This is a genomic window from Amycolatopsis silviterrae (genome assembly GCF_042684085.1).
In the GTDB taxonomy this organism is placed as follows: domain Bacteria; phylum Actinomycetota; class Actinomycetes; order Mycobacteriales; family Pseudonocardiaceae; genus Amycolatopsis; species Amycolatopsis silviterrae.
This window is the reverse complement of record NZ_JBHUKS010000026.1, coordinates 206,082-224,979: the sequence shown is the minus strand read 5'-3', so window position 1 is coordinate 224,979 and position 18,898 is coordinate 206,082. Positions and strand designations below refer to the sequence as shown.

The following is an 18,898-nucleotide window of genomic DNA, read 5'->3' as shown; positions in this document are numbered from 1 at the left end:
CCTCCGTCAGGACGAGATGCTGTCGGCGTCGTCGGCCGCCCCTTCGGCCTCGACCTCCTTGATCGCTTCGGCCGCCCGCTGGAGCGCGGGAAGCGCCTGCAAAGCCTTGTCGGCGGTGAGCCGCATGACCGGGGCCTGCACAGCCACCGCCAGGTTGGACCGGCCGGTCCGGCTGGGCACCAGCACCGCCACGCACACGAGCCCGGGCAGGAATTCCTCGTCGTCGAGGGCGAATCCGTCGCGCCGGATGCGGGCGAACTCCTCCTCCAGCGCGTCGAGGTCGGTGACCGTCTTGGCGGTGTACTGCTTGAGCGGCGCGTGCGCCAGGAGCTTGCGCCGCTGCGCCGGGCTCATCTGGGACAGGATGATCTTGCCGCTGGCCGAGCAGTGGATCGGCACCCGCGAACCGGGGCGCAGGTAGAACCGCAGCGGCTCGGGCGTTTCGACGCGGTCGAGGTAGACGATCTCGCTGCCGGACAGCGCGGTGATGTTGCAGCTCTCCCCCAGCTCGTCGACCAGATGGTTGAGCACCGCGCGCCGCGCGCCGTGATGCGTGGCGTTGAGCAGCAGGTTCTCCGCGAGACGGCGCAGCCGGTCGCCGGTGCCGTAATGCCGCCCGTCGGCCTGGCGCACGAGCAGCCCGGCGCCCTCCAGCTGCTGCAGCATCCGGTGCAGCGTCGGCTTCGGCAGGCCGGTCTCCTCGACCAGTCCCTGCAGCGTCACCAGCTGGTCCTTCGCCGCGATCAGCTCGAGCAGCGAGAACAGCCGCATGGTCGGGGTGTCCCCGTCGAGGCCGCCGCCGTCCGGCTCGCGCACGAGTTCCACGGCTCCGGTCTTCCGCAACTCACTCACGTTCCGAAAACTAGCACATCCTGTCTCGTTTTCCATCAACTGCCGGTTGACCTCCCGCACGCGGCGTCCTATCGTCCATCGCGTTCAGCTTTCACGAACCTCACGTACCGAAAACCAAGACTTTCAGCGTCGAAGGAGTTCAACCATGGCGGAGAGGAAGACGGGCGACGGCCGCACCGTCGTCAGCGGGCCGGCGAAGATGACCCCGTCGGAGGCCTTCGTCGAGACGATGGTGGCCAACGGCGTCACCGACATCTTCGGCATCATGGGCTCGGCGTTCATGGACGCGATGGACATCTTCGCGCCGGCCGGCATCCGGCTCGTCCCGGTCGTGCACGAGCAGGGTGCCGCGCACATGGCCGACGGCTACGCCCGGGTCAGCGGCCGCCACGGCGTGGTCATCGGGCAGAACGGCCCCGGCATCAGCAACTGCGTCACCGCGATCGCCGCGGCGTTCTGGGCGCACAGCCCGGTCGTGATGATCACGCCCGAGGCAGGCACGATGGGCACCGGGCTCGGCGGCTTCCAGGAGGCCAACCAGCTGCCGATGTTCCAGGAGTTCACCAAGTACCAGGCGCACGTCAACAACCCGAAGCGGATGGCCGAGTACACCGCGCGGGCCTTCGACCGGGCGCACGCGGAACTCGGCCCGACCCAGCTGAACATCCCGCGCGACTTCTTCTACGGCGAGATCGAGACCGAGATCCCCGAGCCGCAGCGGCTCGACCGCGGCCCCGGCGGCGACAAGAGCCTCGCCCAGGCCGCCGAACTGCTGGCCGGAGCCGAATTCCCGGTGATCATCTCCGGCGGCGGGGTCGTCATGTCCGACGGCGTCGAGGAGTGCAAGGCGCTCGCCGAACGCCTCGGCGCGCCGGTGGTCAACAGCTACCAGCACAACGACAGCTTCCCGGCCAGCCACCCGCAGTGGTGCGGCCCGCTCGGCTACCAGGGCTCGAAGGCCGCGATGAAGCTCATCTCGCAGGCGGACGTGGTGATCGCGCTCGGCACCCGGCTCGGCCCGTTCGGCACCCTGCCGCAGCACGGCATGGACTACTGGCCGAAGAACGCGAAGATCATCCAGATCGACGCCGACCACAAGATGCTCGGCCTGGTCAAGAAGATCACCGTCGGCATCTGCGGCGACGCGAAGGCCGCCGCCTCGGCGCTGACCGAACGGCTCGCGGACCGGACGCTCGCCAGCGACGCCACCCGCGACGAGCGCGCCGGGCGGATCAAGGCCGAGAAGGACGCGTGGGAGGAGGAACTCACCGAGTGGACCCACGAGAAGGACCCCTACTCCCTCGACATGATCGCCGAGCAGGACCAGGAGGAGGGCAACTGGCTGCACCCGCGCCAGGTCCTGCGCGAACTGGAGAAGGCCATGCCGGCGCGGGTGATGGTGTCGACTGACATCGGCAACATCAACTCCGTGGCGCACAGCTACCTGCGGTTCGAGGAGCCCCGCTCCTTCTTCGCGCCGATGTCCTTCGGCAACTGCGGGTACGCGCTGCCGACCATCATCGGCGCGAAGGCCGCCGCGATGGACCGCCCGGCGATCGCGTACGCCGGGGACGGCGCGTGGGGCATGAGCATGGGCGAGATCATGACCGCGGTGCGGCACGACATCCCGGTCACCGCCGTCGTGTTCCACAACCGCCAGTGGGGCGCGGAGAAGAAGAACCAGGTCGACTTCTACGACCGCCGCTTCGTCGCCGGGGAGCTGGAAAGCGAGAGCTTCGCCGGGATCGCGCAGGCGATGGGCGCGGACGGCATCGTGGTGGACAAGCTGGAGGACGTCGGCCCGGCGCTGCAGAAGGCCGTCGACGCGCAGATGAACGAGGGCCGGACCACGGTCATCGAGGTCATGTGCACCCGCGAGCTGGGCGACCCGTTCCGCCGCGACGCGCTGTCGAAGCCGGTGCGGTTCCTGGAGAAGTACCAGGACTACGTGTAATCACCGGCGAAGAAACCGGCCGGGCCGCGCGCCCGGCCGGTTTTTTCTTGCCCGGCCCCGGATCTGGATCCAGTGATCGGCCGCTTTCTGGCTCTGGGCCAGTGCCAGATTCACTGCGATCGTCGACACATTCCCGTTCTCGCACACACAGGAGGTCGCCAGGTGAACGTCACGGAGCTGCGGGCCAGTGCCCGCCGACACCTCGGGCCGCACTTCACGCGCAAGGACACCTGGCAGAGCGAATTCCCGGTGTTCGTCCGCGGCGAGGGCAGCTATCTGATCGACACCGAGGGCCGCCGTCACCTCGACGGCCTCGCCGGGCTGTTCTGCGTCAACATGGGCCACGGCCGCGCGGACATCGCCAAGGCCGCCGCGGACCAGGTCGGCACGCTCGCCTACGCCAGCAACTGGGGCTCGGCGCACCCGCCGTCGATCGAGGCCGCCCGGATCATCGCCGACCTCGCCCCCGGCGACCTCGGCACCACGTTCTTCGTGAACTCCGGTTCGGAGGCGGTCGAAACCGCGCTGAAGTTCGTCCGGCAGTACCACCGCAGCCAGGGCGCCCCCGAGCGGACGAAGATCATCAGCCGCGAGATGGCTTACCACGGCACGACCATGGGCGCGCTGTCGGTCACCGGCCTGCCCAAGATCAAGGAGCCGTTCGGCCCGCTGCTGCCGGGCATCCGGCACGTGCCGAACACCCTCGGCCTCACCGGCGACTGCGGCCCGGCCGACCAGCTCGACTGCGTCCGCGCGATCGAGGCGGTCATCCTCGAAGAGGGCCCGGAGACGGTCGCCGCGGTCTTCGCCGAGCCGGTCCAGAACGGCCGGGGCGCGCTGGTCCCGCCGGAGGGCTACTGGCCGGCGCTGCGGGCGCTGTGCGACAAGTACGGCATCCTGCTGGTGTCGGACGAGGTGATCTGCTCGTTCGGCAGGCTCGGCCACTTCTTCGGCCACGGCTTCACCGGCGTCGTCCCGGACGTGATCACCTTCGCCAAGGGCTCCACCTCGGGCTACGCCCCGCTCGGCGGCGTGATCGTGCGTGAGCAGCTGGTCACCGAGCTGTACGACTCGCCGAAGGGCGGCGTCTTCACCCACGGCGCTACCTGGGGCGGCCACCCGGTGTCGACGGCGATCGCGGTCGCCAACATCAGCGCGATGCGCGACGAGAAGGTGCCCGAGCACGTCCTCTCCGAGGGCCCGAAGCTGCACGCGGCGCTGGAGTCGCTCAAGGACGCGCACCGGTGCGTCAAGGACGTCCGCGGCACCGGCTTCTTCTACGCGATCGAGCTGACGGCCGACCGGGACGGCGGCCGCGAGCTGACCGACCAGGAGTCGCTGACGGTGCTGCGGGAGGTCCTGCCGGAGGCGTTCCGCCGCACCGGAGTCATCCTCCGCGGCGACGACCGGGGCGCGACCATGCTGATGATCTCGCCCCCGCTGGTGGCCGACACCGACGTGCTGGACGAGCTGCTGCACGGCGTCGACGGCATGCTCACCGACGTGGAGAAGGCGATCCAGCCCTGACGCGGTCACCGTTGAGGCTCGTCTTGCCCAGGTCGAACGGGCTGACCAGGGCCAGTGCCGCTCTTGGCGGGCCGGGCTCGCGCCGGGTTCGGCCGCCCGTGAGGGGAACCCTGACGGACTCTGATTCCCTCAGGGTTCCCCTCACAGCCCTCCGGAGCTGGCCATGCGGGCATAAACCGGGCGACTCGGCGGTTCTGGCGTCCTTTGTGGATGGCCCGGCCAGCGTGCGGCCACGCAGCTTAACTGGCATCAGAACCTGATTCCCTCAAGGAGTCCTTCACGGACTTTTCAGACAGGGATAGCCACGACGGGCGCTGGGTACCCCTTTGTTCCGAGGGTGCCCGGCACCCGTCCTGCTGTCCGGAACCAGGCCGTTCTGGTACCGGAGCATGGCTAGCATCTGGCTCTCGCGGCGGGGCCTGTTCCTTCCTACGGTGACGGGAACCACACAGCAGCTCTCAGCGACATCGCGGCGGCGGCCGGCGCGGGGACACCGAGGTCCCCCGGCGCCGCCGGAAGGAGGAGACGTGGGTTCTGCACCGGAAACAGCCGCCGAGAGCGGTCTCAAACCGGGCCTCAAGCAACGCCACATGAATCTGATCGCACTGGGCGGCGTCATCGGCGCCGGCCTGTTCGTCGGAAGCGGCGTGGTCATCCAGTCGGCCGGGCCCGCGGCGGTGGTCTCGTTCCTGATCGCCGGGCTGATCACCGTGCTCATCATGCGGATGCTGGCCGAGATGACCGTCGCGCGGCCCGCGCTCGGCTCGTTCTACGTCTACGCCAGGGAGGCGATGGGCAACCGCGCCGGCTTCACGGTCGGCTGGATGTACTGGTACTTCTTCGTGATCGTGGTCGCCGTGGAAGCGGTGGCCGGCGGCCGGATCCTGCAGCTGTGGCTGCCGAACGTGCCGCTGTGGGTGCTCAGCCTTGGCTTGCTCCTGCTGCTCACCGCCACGAACCTGGTCTCCGCCCGGTCCTACGGCGAGTTCGAGTACTGGTTCTCCTCGATCAAGGTCATCGCGATCCTCGTGTTCCTGGTGGTCGGCGCGCTGTACCTGTTCGGCGTCTGGCCCGGCTCGCACGGCGGCGTCGGCAACCTGGTCTCGCACGGCGGGTTCGCCCCGATGGGCATCGGCGCGGTGCTGGCCGCGGTGGTCCCGTGCGTCGGCTTCTACACCGGCGCGGAGATCGTCACCATCGCCGCCGCCGAGTCCGCGGAACCGCGTCGCGCGATCGCCAAGGCCATGCGCTCCATCGTGTTCCGCGTGGTGCTCTTCTACGTCGGTTCGGTCTTCGTGGTCGTGTCGGTCAAGGCGTGGAACTCGCCGGACACCGCCGTCAGCCCGTACGCCGCGGTCCTGGACGTGCTCGGCATCCCGGCCGTCTCGACGATCATGAACGCGATCGTCCTCACCGCCGTGCTGTCGTGCCTCAACTCCGCGCTGTACACGTCGTCGCGGATGCTGTTCGCCCTCACCCGCAACGGCGACGCGCCGAAGATGTTCACCAAGCTCTCCCGCAGCGGTGTCCCCCGCCGGGCCATCATCGCGGGCACGGTCATCGGCTACGTCTCCGTCATCGCGGCCTACACCTCGCCGAACCTGATCTTCCAGTTCCTGGTGAACTCCTACGGAGCGGTCGCGCTGTTCGTGTACCTGGCGATCGCGCTGGCCCAGGTCCGGCTGCGCAAGCGGCTGCAGAACACCGATCCGGGCGCGCTGAGCCTGAAGATGTGGCTGTTCCCGTGGCTCAGCTACGCGACGATCGCGCTGATGGCGGCCGTCATCCTGGCGATGGCGTTCCTTCCGACGACCCGGTCGCAGTTCTGGCTGAGCGCGGTGACGCTGGCGCTGATCCTGATCGCGTACCAGTTCCGGAAGCGCCGTCCGGCCGGACCGGCGGCCACCACCGAGACGGACGCGACCCGGGGCGAGGCCGGAGTCGCCTCGACCTGACCGGTCTGGCGCCCCTGGATGCCGCGGTTCTGGACCTACCGCGGTGACCAGGCGTGCCCCAAGGTGAAGCCGTCCGTTCCGCGCAGGGAGGTCAGATGCACCCGTCTCCCCCGGCCCGCCGATGAGCTTCTGGCAGCTGCCCCCGGCGGCGATGGCGTTCGCCATCGCCGCCTTGCTGGCCGGAGGCCTGATCCGCGGCTACTCCGGCTTCGGCGCGTCCTTGGTGTGGGTGAGCTGCCTGTGCCTGGTCCTGCCGCCGCCCGCGGTCGTCCCGAGCACGCTCCTGCTCGAAGTAGCCTCCAGCGTGACCTTGCTGCCCAAGGCCTGGCCCGACGCCCACCGCCCGTCCGTGCGCTGGCTCCTCCTCGGCGCGCTCGCCGGGCTGCCCATGGGCATCTGGTTCCTGGCGGCGCTGCCGGAACGCGCGACCAGGCTGACCGTCGGACTGGTCGTCGGAATTTCCGCGCTGGCGCTGGCTTTCAGCCGCCGGACCCGGCGGCTGCCCGGCCGCGCCGCGTGCGGAGGGATGGGCACCGCTTTCGGAATTCTCAACGGCGCGTGCGGAATGGGCGGCCCGCCGGTCGTCCTGATGTACCTGGCGTCCCCGCTGCCGATGGCGGTGAACCGCGCGAGCCTGGTGGTCTTCTTCCTGGCCGCCGACTTGATGACGGTCGGCACCGCCGGCGCCGGAGGCTTGCTCACCGGCGACGTCCTCCTGCAGACCGCGCTGTTCCTCCCCATCGCGCTGGCCGGGGTCGGCATCGGCACCTGGCTGTACCGCCACGGCGGCGGGGACGTCCGCCGGATCGTGCTCGGCATCCTCGCCGTGCTGTCCCTCGCGTTGGTCGGCCAGGCGGTCGTCGCATGATCCTCGCCGCAGTGGCCGTCGCCTTCGCGGGCTTCATCGGCGGCTTGAGCGGGTTCGGCGCGTCCTTGGTCGGCACTCCCCTGCTGCTGCTCATCGGGCTCCCGCTGCCGCAGGTGGTGGTGATCAACCTGATCACCACGATGATCACCCGGCTCGCCGTGCTCCACCGCGAACGCAACTACATCGACTGGCGCCGCGTGGCCGTCCTCGGCGCGGCCAGCCTCCCCGGAGCCGCCGCCGGGGCACTCACCCTGCACCTGCTCCCGCCGCACGCTCTGCGTCTCTTGGCCGGGGCCGTCGTCGTCCTTTCCGGACTGCGCCTTCTGCTCCGCCCGACCCGCCAAGCCCACCCCGCGACCCCGGTCCGGCAAACCGTCGCCGGGCTGCTCGGCGGTTACCTCTCCACCACGACCTCCCTCAACGGCGCGCCCCCGGCCGTCCTGCTGGCCTCCGCGAAGGTCCCGCCGCGAACGTTCGTCGGCGATCTCGCGGGCTATTTCGTGGTGACGAACTGCCTGTCCCTGCTCCTGCTGGTCACCGCGGGCCAGTTCGACACCACCGGTCTGGCCGCCCGGCTGCCGGTCCTGGTGCTGGCCGCGCTGGCCGGGAACATCCTCGGCGGGCGCCTCGTCGGCCGGGTTCCGCGCGCGGTGTTCGACCGGGCGATCGTCGGCCTGATCGTGGTGTCCGGCATCGTGACGATGGTCGGAGCCTGACCCAGGCGTCGCTGGCCGCCCGCCTTACCGCGGTTCCACCGAGGCCTCACCCGCCGGTGCTGTGATGGTCGCAGTCCCGTTCCGAGCGGAATTGCCGAAGGAGCCGCGCTGTGGTCGTCTTCATGAACAAGCTCATCCTCACCGGATCGGCCGAGGAGCTGGAATCGGCGTACGCGAAGGTCGCCGAGTTCATGCTGGAGCAACCGGGCCTGGTCAGCTACAAATTCCTGCGCGCCGTCAACGACCCGAAGGTCTACTTCAACGTCGCCGAGTGGACCGACCGCGAATCCCTTGACCGGGCGATGAAGGACCCGGAGTTCCACGCCCGGGTGAGCAAGGTGTTCCCGCTCATCAAGGGCGACCCGCACATCGCCACCGTCGTCCAGGACGGGGCCGCGGCGGTGGCCTGACCTCTTCTGCGGAGAGCGCGGGAAAGGGCCGGGAGCTTCGTTGCTCCCGGCCCCTTCCCGCGTCCGCGGGTCACATCGCGACGCTCGCCGCGCCGTCCACCGCCAGGACGACGCCGGTCGCGAAACCGGCCTCCGGACGAGCCAGCGTCCGCACCCACCAAGCGATTTCCTCCGGACGGCCGATCCGGCCCAGCGGCACCTTGGCGCGCTGTGTCTCCCGCAGCCGGCGGATCTGCTCCGGCGAAAACCCCGCGTTCTCCGCGATCTCGGTCTCGACCGGGCCGGGCGCGACGGACACGACCCGCACGCCGTCCGGCGCGAGTTCGACCGCCCAGGTCCGGGTCAGGAAGTCCAGCCCGGCCTTGCTCGCGCCGTACACCGAGTTCATCGGCCAGCCCCGGACCGCGCCCGACGTGCTGACGTTGACGACGGTGCCCTGGCTGAGCCGGAGCCAGGGCAGACAGGCCTGGGTCAGGAGCAAGGGAGCGACCAGGTTCGTCTCCACCTGTTCGCGGGCCTGCTTCGCGTCGATGCCGCCGAGCGGGGCCCGCGTCACGACGGCCGCGTTGTTCACCAGCACGTCGATCTGGCCGAACTCCGCGGCCGCGGCCTCCGCGATCCGGTCCGCGGCGCCGTCGGCGGTGATGTCCGCGACGAGCGTCCGGATCTCCGGCCGGTTCCGGGCGGTCTCGGCCAGTTTGCTGTCCGTCCGCCCGACCGCCAGTACGTTCGCACCTTCGTCCGCGAAGCTGTGGGCGACCGCGCGGCCGATGCCCGACCCGGCTCCGGTCACCACCACCGCGGTCACGCGCGCACCGCCTTCAGCCGCTCGGCGGCCTGCGCGCGCAGCCGCGTGACCGCCGGCTCGGCGAGTTCCGGTTTCTCCGCGACGACGGTGTGCCGCAACGACATCCTGACTCCCTCAGCCGTTTCGTCGAAGGTCCATCGCTCAAGGCAGGCGGAAATCCCGGGCGGCGGCGAAGACCGTTTGGCGGCGATCAGCGTCGGCAGCACGGCCAGGTCCAAGCCGCGCCAATCCTGCTGCCGGTACACCGATTCGCAGACCGCGGCGGGGTCGCCCGGCACCGTGCGAGTGTCCGCAAAGGACAGTGTCAGCGCTTCCAGCCCCAAGCCCCGCCGGGCGGATTCCTCCAGCGACGCCAGCTCCGCCTTGCTGTTGTGGTCCACCACCTCGGCAATCCACGCGAGGCTGGCCGGATCGTCGTCGATGGCCCGGTATTCGTGCCCGAACACCACGCGCGTCCGCCGCCCGTCCAGGTCCTCCATCCGCCAGGACCCGCCCATCCGGGCCACGGGCGGCTGCGACACCTCCTGGCGGAAGTCGATCGTCCGGCGCACCGGGTCCAGCCTGCGGAACGAGGTCCAGTTCTTCACCTCGCCCTTGGCGGTGGCCCAGATCCGGAACCGCTCGGTGCCCTCGCCCTGTTCCAGGTGCTCGACGTGCACCGTCGGCCCGAACAGCACCGGCCAGCGGGTCACGTCGGCGATCAGCGCGTAGACCGCGTCGGCGGGCAGGGAGACGGTCTGCTCGTGGACGACGCGCGTCGGGGCCGCCTCGGTCTCCGGGGCCGCCATCAGTAGTTCCCGAGCCCGCCGCAGACGTTGATCGCCTGCGCGGTGATCGGAGCCGCGGTGTCGGTGGTCAGATAGGAAACGAGGCCGGCGACCTCTTCCGGGGTCGTGTAGCGGCCGAGCGGGATTTTCGCCTCGAACCGTTCGAGCACGTCGTCCTCGGTGGTGTCCCAGATCCGCGCGTAATTCCCGCGGATGTGCCCGGCCATCGGGGTTTCCACGTATCCCGGGCAGACCGCGTTCACGGTGACACCGGTCTTCGCCAGTTCGAGGCCGAGCGCCTTGGTGAAACCGACCACGCCGTGTTTGGAAGCCGAATACGGGGCGCCGAGCACCACGCCCTGTTTCCCGCCGGTCGAAGCGATGTTGATGACCCGGCCCCGGCCGCGGCCGAGCATCCCGCCCGCGTTCAGCACCTCGCGGGTGACCAGGAAAACGCTGTTGAGGTTGGTGTCGATGACGTCCGTCCACACCTCGTCGGTCAGCTGCGCGGTCGGCCCGCCGCCGGGCCGGCCCGCGTTGTTCACCAGCACGTCGACCGGGCCGAACCGCTCGGTCGCACTGCGCACGAGGTCCTTGACCGCGGTGCCGTCCCGCACGTCGCAGGCGGTGCCGTCGGCGTCGAAGCCCTTCGCCCGCAGATCCGCCACCGTGTCGACGACGCGTTGCTTGTCCCGTCCGCACAGGAACACGCGAAACCCGTCGGACGCGAGCGCGGCCGCCACCGCCAGCCCGATGCCGCTCGTCCCTCCGGTCACGATCGCGTGCTGCTTCTCTCCCCGGGTCATCGCGGTCCTTTCTCCTCGGGCGAATCTTCGCCTCCCAGCTTCCCCGGCGCCGGTGAGTTCCGGGTAGAAGACCGGTAAGGACCGCATTCGCCGTGGTCCGCGCGTTTACCGGCGCTCCAGCGGGTTTTGGGACCATCGTCGCGGACGCTCCGTCGACCGCAAAGGAATGCCATGACGAGTCTTGCCTCAGCGCTGAATCCGGTTTCCGGCGACGTTCTCCTGGACATTCAGCACTTTTACGCGCGGCAGATGTTCCTGCTCGACGAAAACCGGGTCGCGGAATGGCTCGACACCTTCGCCGAAGACGGCGTCTTCGCCTCCACCGCCCTGCCGGAACCGCTCGAAGGCCGCGCCGCGATCGAACGGCTGACCAGGGCCGGAGTCGACGCGCGCCGCCAGCGCGGAGCCGTGCACCGGCACCTGCTGACCGGCCTGCACGCGGAGCGGCGCCCGGACGGCACGATCGTCGCGCGTTCCTATGTGCTGGTGGTGGAAACCCTGCCGGAAGAGACCAGCCAGGTGTGGGCGAGCACGGTGTGCCAGGACGTGCTTCTCCGGCACGGCGACGGCTGGCTCGTGCGCCGCCGCCACGTCAGTCTCGACCGCAAAGGCCACGCCCTTCCGGTGTTGGAGGGAATGTGACACGCCCGGGTCTCTCGGAAATCGCGGACGGCGTTTTCGCATATGTGCAACCGGACGGCGGATGGTGCCTGAACAACGCCGGCGTAATCCGGTCCGCCGAGGACGCCACGGTGATCGACACCGCCGCCACCGAATCGCGGGCCCGCGCGCTGCGTTCCGCCATCGGCACCGTGACCCACGTCCGGCCGCGCACCATTGTCAATACCCATAGCCACGGCGATCACACCTTCGGGAATTTCGTTTTCGGCCCGGACACGGAAATCATCGCGCACGAACTGGGCCGCGCCGAAGCGATCGAAAACGGCCTCGCCTTGCAGAATCTGTGGCCCGGCGTCCAATGGGGAGAAGTGGTGCTGAAACCGGCGACCACGACCTTCGCCGAGCGTCTCGTCCTGCACCGCGACGACCGGCGGATCGAGCTGCTGCACTTCGGGACCGCGCACACCACCAACGACGTCGTGGTGTGGCTGCCCGAAGAACGCGTGCTGTTCACCGGCGACATCGCGTTGTCCGGCTGCACGCCGTTCGTGTTGATGGGCTCGGTCTCCGCCTCGCTGGCGGTCCTGGAACGGCTGCGCGAACTGCCCGCGTCGACGGTGGTCTGCGGGCACGGGCCGGTGGCCGGCCCCGAGGTGCTCGACGCGAACGCCCGGTATCTCCGCTGGTTGCAAGGAATCGCCGCGGACGCGATCGCCGCCGGGCACACCCCGCTCGAAGCCGCCGCCAAGACGGATCTCGGCGAGTTCGCGGGACTGCTGGACTCCGAACGGCTGGTGGCGAACCTGCACCGGGCGTTCGCCGAACACCGTGGCGCCGAGCCCGGGGTGCCGCTGGACGTGGTCGGGATTTTCGGGGAGATGGTCACCCACCACGGCGGTCTTCCGGTCTGCCACGCCTGATCGAGGTTTTGGAGAGCTTTGGACGAGTCCGTGACGGCCGCCCTGAGGGAACCAGAGTCCCATGCCAGGGACTTGAGCTGCATGGCCGCACTCCGGCTGGACCATCCACAAAGGACGCCAGAACCGCCGAGTTGCCCGCATGACCATCCGGAGGGCTGTGAGGGGAACCCTGAGGGAATCAGAGTCCCTCAGGGTTCCCCTCACGGACGACCAAACCCCGCGCGGGGCCCTGCGCGTACTCAAGCAACTCGCGACGCCGCCCGGATCTCGTCCACCAGCGACGTGCTGTGCGTGGCCGACCGGAACGCCGGATGGTCCAGCAGCTCCTCCAGAAACCCGGCCGTAGTGCTGATCCCCGGCCCGGAAATCCGGAACTCCCCCAGCGCCCGCCGCATCCGGGCGAGCGCCTGCGGGCGGTCCGGCCCCCACACCACGAGCTTCGCCAGCAGCGAGTCGTACGCCCCCGGCACGCGGTATCCGGGATAGCCGTGCGTGTCCACCCGCACGAACGGGCCGCCCGCGGGAACGAACTCGGTCAGCGTCCCCGGGGCCGGGACGAAATCGCGATCCGGGTCCTCGGCGTTGATCCGGCATTCGACCGCGCAGCCGCGGCGCGCCACGTCCTGCTGGGAGAACCCCAGCGGCAGCCCGGCCGCGATCCGGATCTGCTCGCGCACCAGGTCGAGGCCGGTGACCATTTCGGTCACCGGGTGCTCGACCTGGATCCGGCTGTTGACCTCCATGAACGAAAACGCGCCGTCCGGCCCGACCAGGAACTCGAACGTGCCCGCGCCGACGTAGCCCGCCGCGAGCGCGCTGCGCACGGCGACCCGGCCCATCTCGGCGAGCAGTTCCGGGTCGAGGCCCGGCGCGGGAGTCTCCTCGACCAGCTTCTGGTGCCGCCGCTGCACCGAGCAGTCCCGTTCCCCCAGGTGCACGCCGTTGCCGTGGGTGTCGCACAGCACCTGGATCTCCACGTGCCGCGCCGGGTTCAGGTACCGCTCCAGATACACCCGCGCGTCGCCGAACAGCGCGAGGGCGGTCCGGGTCGTCTCGCCGTACTTCCAGGCGAACTCGCCGGGTTCGGACACGACCTGCATGCCCTTCCCGCCGCCGCCCGCCGCCGGCTTGAGGATCACCGGATACCCGATGCCGTCGGCGATCCGCCGGGCTTCGTCGGCCGCGGCCACCGGTTCGAGGCTGCCCGGCAGCAACGGCATCCCGGTGCCCGCCATCAGCGTCCTGGCCTCGACCTTGTCGCCGAGTTTCCGGATCACGTCGGCGGGCGGCCCGATCAGGGTGAGCCCGTTGCTCGCGCAGACCTCGGCGAAATCCGGTTCCTCGGAAAGGAAACCGTAACCGGGGTGCACCGCCTCGGCCCCGGTTTTCAGCGCCGCCTCGATCACCGCCGGGATGTAGAGATAGCTCGCCTTCGCCGCGGCCGGCCCGATCCGCACGGCCTCGTCGGCGAACCGGACCACCGCGGAATCCTCGTCGGCGGCGGAATACACGGCGATCGACCGGATGCCGAGCTCCCGGCACGTCCGGGCCACCCGGAGGGCGATCTCGCCCCGGTTTGCGATCAGTACCGAACCGAACACGGCCGCTCCTCGTCGTTTCTGTTACCGGGCAAGGGAAACTCGTCAGCCATCCTGCGCGAGGGCGAACAGCCGGGCCCCGTATTCGACCGACGCCCCGTTCTCGGTCAGCACCGCGGCGACCCGGCCGTGCCGGTCGGCCTCCACCGGGATCATCATCTTCATCGCCTCGATGATGCCCACCTGTTTCCCCGGCGCGACCAGGTCTCCTTCGCTGACGAACGGCGGCGCGCCCGGCTCGGGAGCGTGGTAGAAGACGCCGACTGTCTGCGCGAGCAGGTATTCGAGATCGTCCACGGTCTCCTCGGCCGGAGTCACCGCCGAAGGCGCGGCCACCACCGCTTCGCCGCTCGCCGCGACCGGCCATTCCAGCTCCACCGCGACGTCCCCCGCACGCAGCCGCAGGACCGCCGGCGGCTGCCGCACCCCGGACAGCAGCCCGGACGCGTGGGTGCACACCGCGTCCACCAGCCGCAGGAGTTCGGGGTGGTCCGTCGTGTTCTCGTGGTCGGTCATGCGCTCAGGCCCCCGTCCTCTCGGCGGGACTCCGTCCCGCGATGCGCCGCGCCGAACCGGCGGAAGCGGGCGTGCCGCCGGGTGAGGAGTTCCATCTGCTCCTGCTCGCCCAGCCGGGCCAGCTCGCCGAGCAGCACGGCGCGCAGGCGCTCAGCGGCGAGATGGTGATCCGCCTGGACGCCGCCGGCGGGTTCCCGGATCACCGCGTCCACGACGCCGAGGCCCAGCAGCCGTTCCGCGCTCACGCCGAGCGCGGCGGCGGCTTCCGGGGCGGACTGCGCGTCCTTCCACAGGATCGCCGCGCAGCCTTCCGGGCTGATCACCGAGTACACCGCGTGCTCCCAGATCAGCACCGTGTCCGCGACCGCGAGGGCGAGCGCGCCGCCGCTGCCGCCTTCGCCGGTCACCACCGCGACGATCGGCACCGGCAGCCCGGCCATCAGGCGCAGGTTCTCCGCGATCGCGATGGCCTGGCCCTGTTCCTCGGCCTCCACGCCGGGATGCGCGCCGGGCGTGTCCACCAGGGCCAGCACCGGCAGCCCGAGTTTCGCCGCGAGCCGCATGAGCCGCGCGGACTTCCGGTAACCGCTCGGCTGCGGCATCCCGAAGCCCGCCGCGGCGAGTTCGGCCGCGTCGTGCCCCTTCTGGTGGCCGAGCACCAGCACCGGAAGTCCGCCGATCCGGCCGAAACCGCCGACCAGCGAAGGACTGTCGGCCGACAGCCGGTCGCCGCGCAGTTCGACGAACTCGTCCAGGATCCGGTGGAAGTAGTCCCGCGCGGTCGGCCGGTCCAGCGCCCGCGCCGAGCGCACCGCCTGCCACGGATCCCGCGCTTCGAGCGCTCCCGGGTCCCGCACCAGCGCGTCGCCGATCTCCGCCGCCGGACCGGAAGCCGCGACGTGCCGGTTGCCCGCCGACAGCAGCCTGCCGATCGTGCCGCGCAGCTCGCCGCGCGGGCAGATCAGGTCGACCAGCCCGTGCGCGAGCAGGAATTCGGCGGTCTGGAAGTCCGGCGGCAGATCCTGGCGGATGGTCTGCTCGATCACCCGCCGCCCGGCGAAGCCCATCCGCGCGCCCGGTTCGGCCACCAGCACGTCGGACAGGGACGCGAACGAGGCGGCGACCCCGCCGAACGTCGGGTCGGTGATCAGCGAAACGGTGAGCACGCCCGCCTCGTCGAGCTGCGCGAACGCCTGGCTGGTCTTGGCCATCTGCATCAGCGACAGCGCGCCCTCCTGCATCCGGGCGCCGCCGGAGGCGGTCACCACCAGCAGCGGGGTGCGGGTGCGCAGCGCTTCCTCGGCGGCCTGGGTGATGAGTTCGCCGACCGCCGAGCCGAGGCTGCCGCCCAGGAACCGGAAGTCCATCGCCGCCACGACCACCGGCTGGCCCTCGATCGTCCCGCGAGCGCAGAGCACCGCCTCGTCGAGCCCGGTCTCGCGGCGGGCTTCCGCGAGCCGCCGCGGGTACGGCTTGAAGTCGACGAAGCCCAGCGGATCGGTGTCGGCGGCCCGGAATCCGAGCAGCTCCGCCGAACCCGGGTCGAGCAGCTGGGCGAGCCGTTCCGGCGCGGCCACCCGGCCGTGCCGCCCGCATTCCGGGCACACCCCGAGGGAGCGGGACAGCCGTTTGCCGTAGATCAGGTCGCGGCAGCCGGCGCAGACGACCCACTCGGCGGGGTCCGCGGCGGCGCGGTGCATCAGAGTTCCCGTCACGTGAAGCTCCTTCCTGCTCGGCGGGCCCGCTCAGCCGGCCGTGACGTTCAGGCCTTTGTTCACCAGGTCCACCAGCTCGGCCGGGGAGCCGACCGACGTGACGTCGTCGTCCGCGAGCACCACGCCGTAGTCGTGCTTGATCCGGGCGGACGTCTCCAGCAGCGCCAGGGAGTCGTACCCGAGCTGTTCGAAGGTCGCGGTCGCGATCTCGCTGTCCAGATCGATGCCCTCCTCTTCGCCGGCCACCTCGCGCAGCAGGCTTTTGAGGGAGTCCAGGGTGAATTCCGCCATTTCGGGGTCCTTCCGCTCAGTCGTTCACTGCGTTGCCCGGACGACCATGGCCGAGTTGTATCCGCCGCGGCCGCGGGCCAGCACCAGCGCGGCGCCGACCCCGGCCTCCCGCGGCGCGTCCCGCACCAGGTCGATCGGGTGTTCCGGGGCCGGCTCCGCGACGTACAGCGTGGGCGGGATGACCTGGTCCCGGATGGACAGCAGCGCGCTCGCCAGGTCGAGCGACGCCGCCCCGGAGTAGAGCCGTCCGGTCATCGTCTTCGGCGCGGTCACCGGAACCCCGCGCGGCCCGAACACCGCGGTGATCGCGGCGCTCTCGATCCGGTCCAGGTCCGGGATTCCCGCCGCGTCCGCGAAAACCACGTCGATCTCGTCCGGAGTCGCCTCGGCTCGTTCCAGCGCCAGTTCGATCGCCCGCCGCAGCCCCGGCTCACGTCCGCTGTCCGGCTTCGGGTCGAAAGTCGCCGCGTACCCGGAAATCTCGCCGTAGCACCGGGCTCCGCGCTCCTTGGCCGCTTCCCGGTCCTCGACCACGAGGATGGCCCCGCCTTCTCCGGGCACGAAACCGTCCGCCTCCGCGCTGAACGGCCGGTAGCCCTGCTCCGGGTCGACGGCCCGGGTCAGCGAACCCGTCGCGAGCTGGGCCACCCAGCCCCACGGGCACAGCGAACCGTCCACTCCGCCGGTGACCACCAGCCGCACTCCCTTGCGCAGCTGCCGGGTCGCCTGCGCCACCGCGTCCAGCCCGCCCGCCTCGTCGGTCACCACCACACCGCTGGGACCGCGCATCCCGTTGCGGATCGAGATCTGGCCGGTGTTGACCGCGTAGAACCACGCGAACGACTGGTAGGCGCTGACGTACTCGCTGCCCTTGCTCCACAGCTTCTCCAGCTCGTGCTGGGCGAATTCGAAGCCGCCGGACGCGCTCGCGGTGACGACGCCCATCGAGAACTCGTCGAACTCGCCCGCCACGGCCTTCGCGTCGGCCAGCGCCCAGTCCGCGGCGACCAGCGCGAGCTGGGTCATCCGGTCGGTCTGCGGCACGAGCCTGCTCGGCAGGTGCTCCCGCACCCGGAAGTCCGGGATCTCGCCGAACAGCGAGGACGGGTACCGGGCCGGGTCGAAGCGGGTGATCGGGCCGATCGCGCCGCGGCCTTCCAGCGTGGCGGACCAGAATTCGTCCACGCCCATGCCGTTCGGCGCGGTGACGCCGATTCCGGTCACCACCGGGTTGCCGCTCACGACGCCGCCCCTTCCGGGCGGGTCAGCACCATCGCGCTCTGGAACCCGCCGAACCCGCTCCCGACGCTGAGCACCGCGTCGAGCCGCCGTTCCCGCGCCGCGAGCGGCACGTAGTCCAGATCGCATTCCGGGTCCGGCTCGTGCAGATTCGCCGTCGGCGGCACGATCCCGTGCTCGATGGCCAGCGCACAGGCGGCGATCTCGATCGAGCCGATCGCGCCGAGCGAATGCCCAACCATCGACTTGATCGAGCTGACCGGGGTGCGGTAGGCGTGCTCGCCGAGGCTCGATTTGAACGCGGCGGTCTCGTGCCGGTCGTTCTGCCGGGTCCCGGAGCCGTGCGCGTTGATGTAGTCGATCGCCGTTCCCGGCAGCCGGGCCTCGTCGAGCGCCGCGGTGATCGCGGCCGACATTTCCCGACCGTCCGCCCGCAGTCCGGTCATGTGGTAGGCGTTGCAGCGCGACGCGTACCCGGAGATCTCGGCGTAGATGTGCGCTCCGCGCCGCCGCGCGTGTTCGTACTCCTCAAGCACGAACATCGCGGACCCTTCGCCCAGCACGAATCCGTTGCGGCTGCGGTCGAACGGCCGCGACGCGGTGCCCGGTTCGTCATTGCGCGGGGTGGTGGCCTTGATCGCGTCGAAACAGGCCAGCGTGATACCGGCGATCGGCGCGTCCGTCGCCCCGGTGATCACCACGTCGGCGTCGCCGTCGCGGAGCAGGTCCGCGGCGTAGCCGACCGAATCGAGCCCCGAGGTGCACCCGGCGGAAACGACCGAGGTCGGTCCCTCGGCCCCGACCGTCCACGCGACCTCCGCCGCCAGCGAGCTCGGCACGAAATAGTCGTAGAAATGCGGAACCGCGTATTCGTGGTCGGTCAGCCACATCCGGCCGCCGTTGCTGATGACGACGTATTCCTCTTCGAGTTTCATCGTGCAGCCGACCGCGCTGCCGAGCGCGACCCCGATCCGGCCGGGATCGAGCGACGCGAATTCCAGTTCGCTGTCGGCCACCGCCTCGCGCGCGGCGACCACCGCGAACTGCGCGGCCCGGTCCATCCGGCGGATCTCCTGCGGCCCGAGGCCGTGCGCCGCCGGGTCGAAATCGCATTCGCCGGCCACCTGCGACCGGTACGGTTCGGGGTCGAGCAGCGTGATCCGGCGGGTCGCGGTACGGCCGGCGGAGATCAGGTCCCAGAACTCCTTGGCGCCGCCGCCACCCGGAGCCATGACCCCGATCCCGGTGATCACGACTCGTCGGGCGTTCGACATGGATTGTCCACACCTTCCCTTAACGGACCGCCTCGCGGCGGCCAGCCGAATGCCGGCCAGC

The 18,898-nt window shown here is 70.5% G+C and carries 18 protein-coding genes; 8 read left to right on the top strand and 10 right to left on the bottom strand.

Annotated features, from left to right (window positions below; genetic code table 11):
• Positions 1 to 6 precede the first annotated feature (6 nt).
• Positions 7 to 852 carry an IclR family transcriptional regulator gene (locus tag ACFSVL_RS32410; RefSeq protein WP_378309563.1) on the bottom strand — a complete coding sequence of 282 codons (846 nt, stop codon included), beginning with the start codon at positions 850 to 852 and terminating at the stop codon, positions 7 to 9.
• Positions 853 to 997: 145 nt separating this feature from the next.
• On the opposite strand from ACFSVL_RS32410, the gene xsc reads away from it, so the two are divergent.
• The 6 genes from xsc (at position 998) to ACFSVL_RS32380 (ending at position 8,282) form a co-directional block, all read left to right on the top strand.
• Positions 998 to 2,806 (top strand): sulfoacetaldehyde acetyltransferase, encoded by a 1,809-nt coding sequence (xsc, locus tag ACFSVL_RS32405; protein ID WP_378309561.1) that lies wholly within the window; start codon positions 998 to 1,000, stop codon positions 2,804 to 2,806.
• A gap of 162 nt (positions 2,807 to 2,968) precedes the next feature.
• On the top strand, positions 2,969 to 4,333 hold the full coding sequence (locus ACFSVL_RS32400) for an aspartate aminotransferase family protein (RefSeq protein WP_378309559.1): 1,365 nt from the start codon (positions 2,969 to 2,971) through the stop codon (positions 4,331 to 4,333).
• Positions 4,334 to 4,923: 590 nt separating this feature from the next.
• A complete protein-coding gene (locus ACFSVL_RS32395; protein ID WP_378310105.1) occupies positions 4,924 to 6,288 on the top strand; it encodes an amino acid permease in 1,365 nt (454 codons plus the stop codon).
• 121 nt (positions 6,289 to 6,409) lie between these two features.
• Entirely contained in the window at positions 6,410 to 7,156 is a 747-nt protein-coding gene (locus ACFSVL_RS32390) for a sulfite exporter TauE/SafE family protein (protein ID WP_378309557.1), read from the top strand.
• Entirely contained in the window at positions 7,153 to 7,872 is a 720-nt protein-coding gene (locus tag ACFSVL_RS32385) for a sulfite exporter TauE/SafE family protein (RefSeq protein WP_378309555.1), read from the top strand. Before ACFSVL_RS32390 ends, ACFSVL_RS32385 begins: the two co-directional genes overlap by 4 nt.
• Before the next feature lie 110 nt (positions 7,873 to 7,982).
• A complete protein-coding gene (locus ACFSVL_RS32380) occupies positions 7,983 to 8,282 on the top strand; it encodes an antibiotic biosynthesis monooxygenase family protein (protein ID WP_378309553.1) in 300 nt (99 codons plus the stop codon).
• A gap of 70 nt (positions 8,283 to 8,352) precedes the next feature.
• Here ACFSVL_RS32380 and ACFSVL_RS32375 read toward each other — a convergent pair whose 3' ends face one another.
• The 3 genes from ACFSVL_RS32375 to ACFSVL_RS32365 are packed head-to-tail and all read right to left on the bottom strand — an operon-like array spanning position 8,353 to position 10,663.
• Complete coding sequence (locus ACFSVL_RS32375) at positions 8,353 to 9,090, bottom strand: SDR family NAD(P)-dependent oxidoreductase (RefSeq protein ID WP_378309551.1); 738 nt, start codon at positions 9,088 to 9,090, stop codon at positions 8,353 to 8,355.
• Positions 9,087 to 9,878 (bottom strand): aromatase/cyclase, encoded by a 792-nt coding sequence (locus tag ACFSVL_RS32370; protein ID WP_378309549.1) that lies wholly within the window; start codon positions 9,876 to 9,878, stop codon positions 9,087 to 9,089. Before ACFSVL_RS32370 ends, ACFSVL_RS32375 begins: the two co-directional genes overlap by 4 nt.
• On the bottom strand, positions 9,878 to 10,663 hold the full coding sequence (locus tag ACFSVL_RS32365) for an SDR family NAD(P)-dependent oxidoreductase (protein WP_378309547.1): 786 nt from the start codon (positions 10,661 to 10,663) through the stop codon (positions 9,878 to 9,880). The genes ACFSVL_RS32370 and ACFSVL_RS32365 overlap by 1 nt, the downstream gene beginning before the upstream one ends.
• A gap of 171 nt (positions 10,664 to 10,834) precedes the next feature.
• Here ACFSVL_RS32365 and ACFSVL_RS32360 point away from each other — a divergent pair, with 171 nt between their 5' ends.
• Entirely contained in the window at positions 10,835 to 11,305 is a 471-nt protein-coding gene (locus ACFSVL_RS32360; RefSeq protein ID WP_378309545.1) for a nuclear transport factor 2 family protein, read from the top strand.
• The gene (locus tag ACFSVL_RS32355) at positions 11,302 to 12,204 is read left to right on the top strand and encodes an MBL fold metallo-hydrolase (protein ID WP_378309543.1); all 903 of its coding nucleotides are present in this window, start codon (positions 11,302 to 11,304) and stop codon (positions 12,202 to 12,204) included. The genes ACFSVL_RS32360 and ACFSVL_RS32355 overlap by 4 nt, the downstream gene beginning before the upstream one ends.
• Before the next feature lie 239 nt (positions 12,205 to 12,443).
• Here the strand turns inward: ACFSVL_RS32355 and ACFSVL_RS32350 are convergent, their stop codons facing one another.
• From ACFSVL_RS32350 to ACFSVL_RS32325, 6 genes are read right to left on the bottom strand one after another with little or no spacing between them, the layout of a single operon-like run.
• Positions 12,444 to 13,805, bottom strand: a complete 1,362-nt coding sequence (locus ACFSVL_RS32350) for an acetyl-CoA carboxylase biotin carboxylase subunit (protein ID WP_378309541.1) — start codon at positions 13,803 to 13,805, stop codon at positions 12,444 to 12,446.
• A 42-nt stretch (positions 13,806 to 13,847) separates the two neighbouring features.
• Positions 13,848 to 14,318, bottom strand: coding sequence for an acetyl-CoA carboxylase biotin carboxyl carrier protein (locus ACFSVL_RS32345; RefSeq protein WP_378309539.1), 471 nt, complete (start codon positions 14,316 to 14,318; stop codon positions 13,848 to 13,850).
• Complete coding sequence (gene accD, locus ACFSVL_RS32340; RefSeq protein ID WP_449224396.1) at positions 14,315 to 16,018, bottom strand: acetyl-CoA carboxylase, carboxyltransferase subunit beta; 1,704 nt, start codon at positions 16,016 to 16,018, stop codon at positions 14,315 to 14,317. The genes ACFSVL_RS32345 and accD overlap by 4 nt, the downstream gene beginning before the upstream one ends.
• A gap of 45 nt (positions 16,019 to 16,063) precedes the next feature.
• Positions 16,064 to 16,324 (bottom strand): acyl carrier protein, encoded by a 261-nt coding sequence (locus ACFSVL_RS32335; protein WP_378309535.1) that lies wholly within the window; start codon positions 16,322 to 16,324, stop codon positions 16,064 to 16,066.
• 24 nt (positions 16,325 to 16,348) lie between these two features.
• Positions 16,349 to 17,566: a ketosynthase chain-length factor gene (locus tag ACFSVL_RS32330; protein ID WP_378309533.1), complete on the bottom strand. Its 1,218-nt coding sequence runs from the start codon at positions 17,564 to 17,566 to the stop codon at positions 16,349 to 16,351.
• Positions 17,563 to 18,837 carry a beta-ketoacyl-[acyl-carrier-protein] synthase family protein gene (locus ACFSVL_RS32325; protein WP_378309531.1) on the bottom strand — a complete coding sequence of 425 codons (1,275 nt, stop codon included), beginning with the start codon at positions 18,835 to 18,837 and terminating at the stop codon, positions 17,563 to 17,565. The genes ACFSVL_RS32330 and ACFSVL_RS32325 overlap by 4 nt, the downstream gene beginning before the upstream one ends.
• Positions 18,838 to 18,898 lie beyond the last annotated feature (61 nt).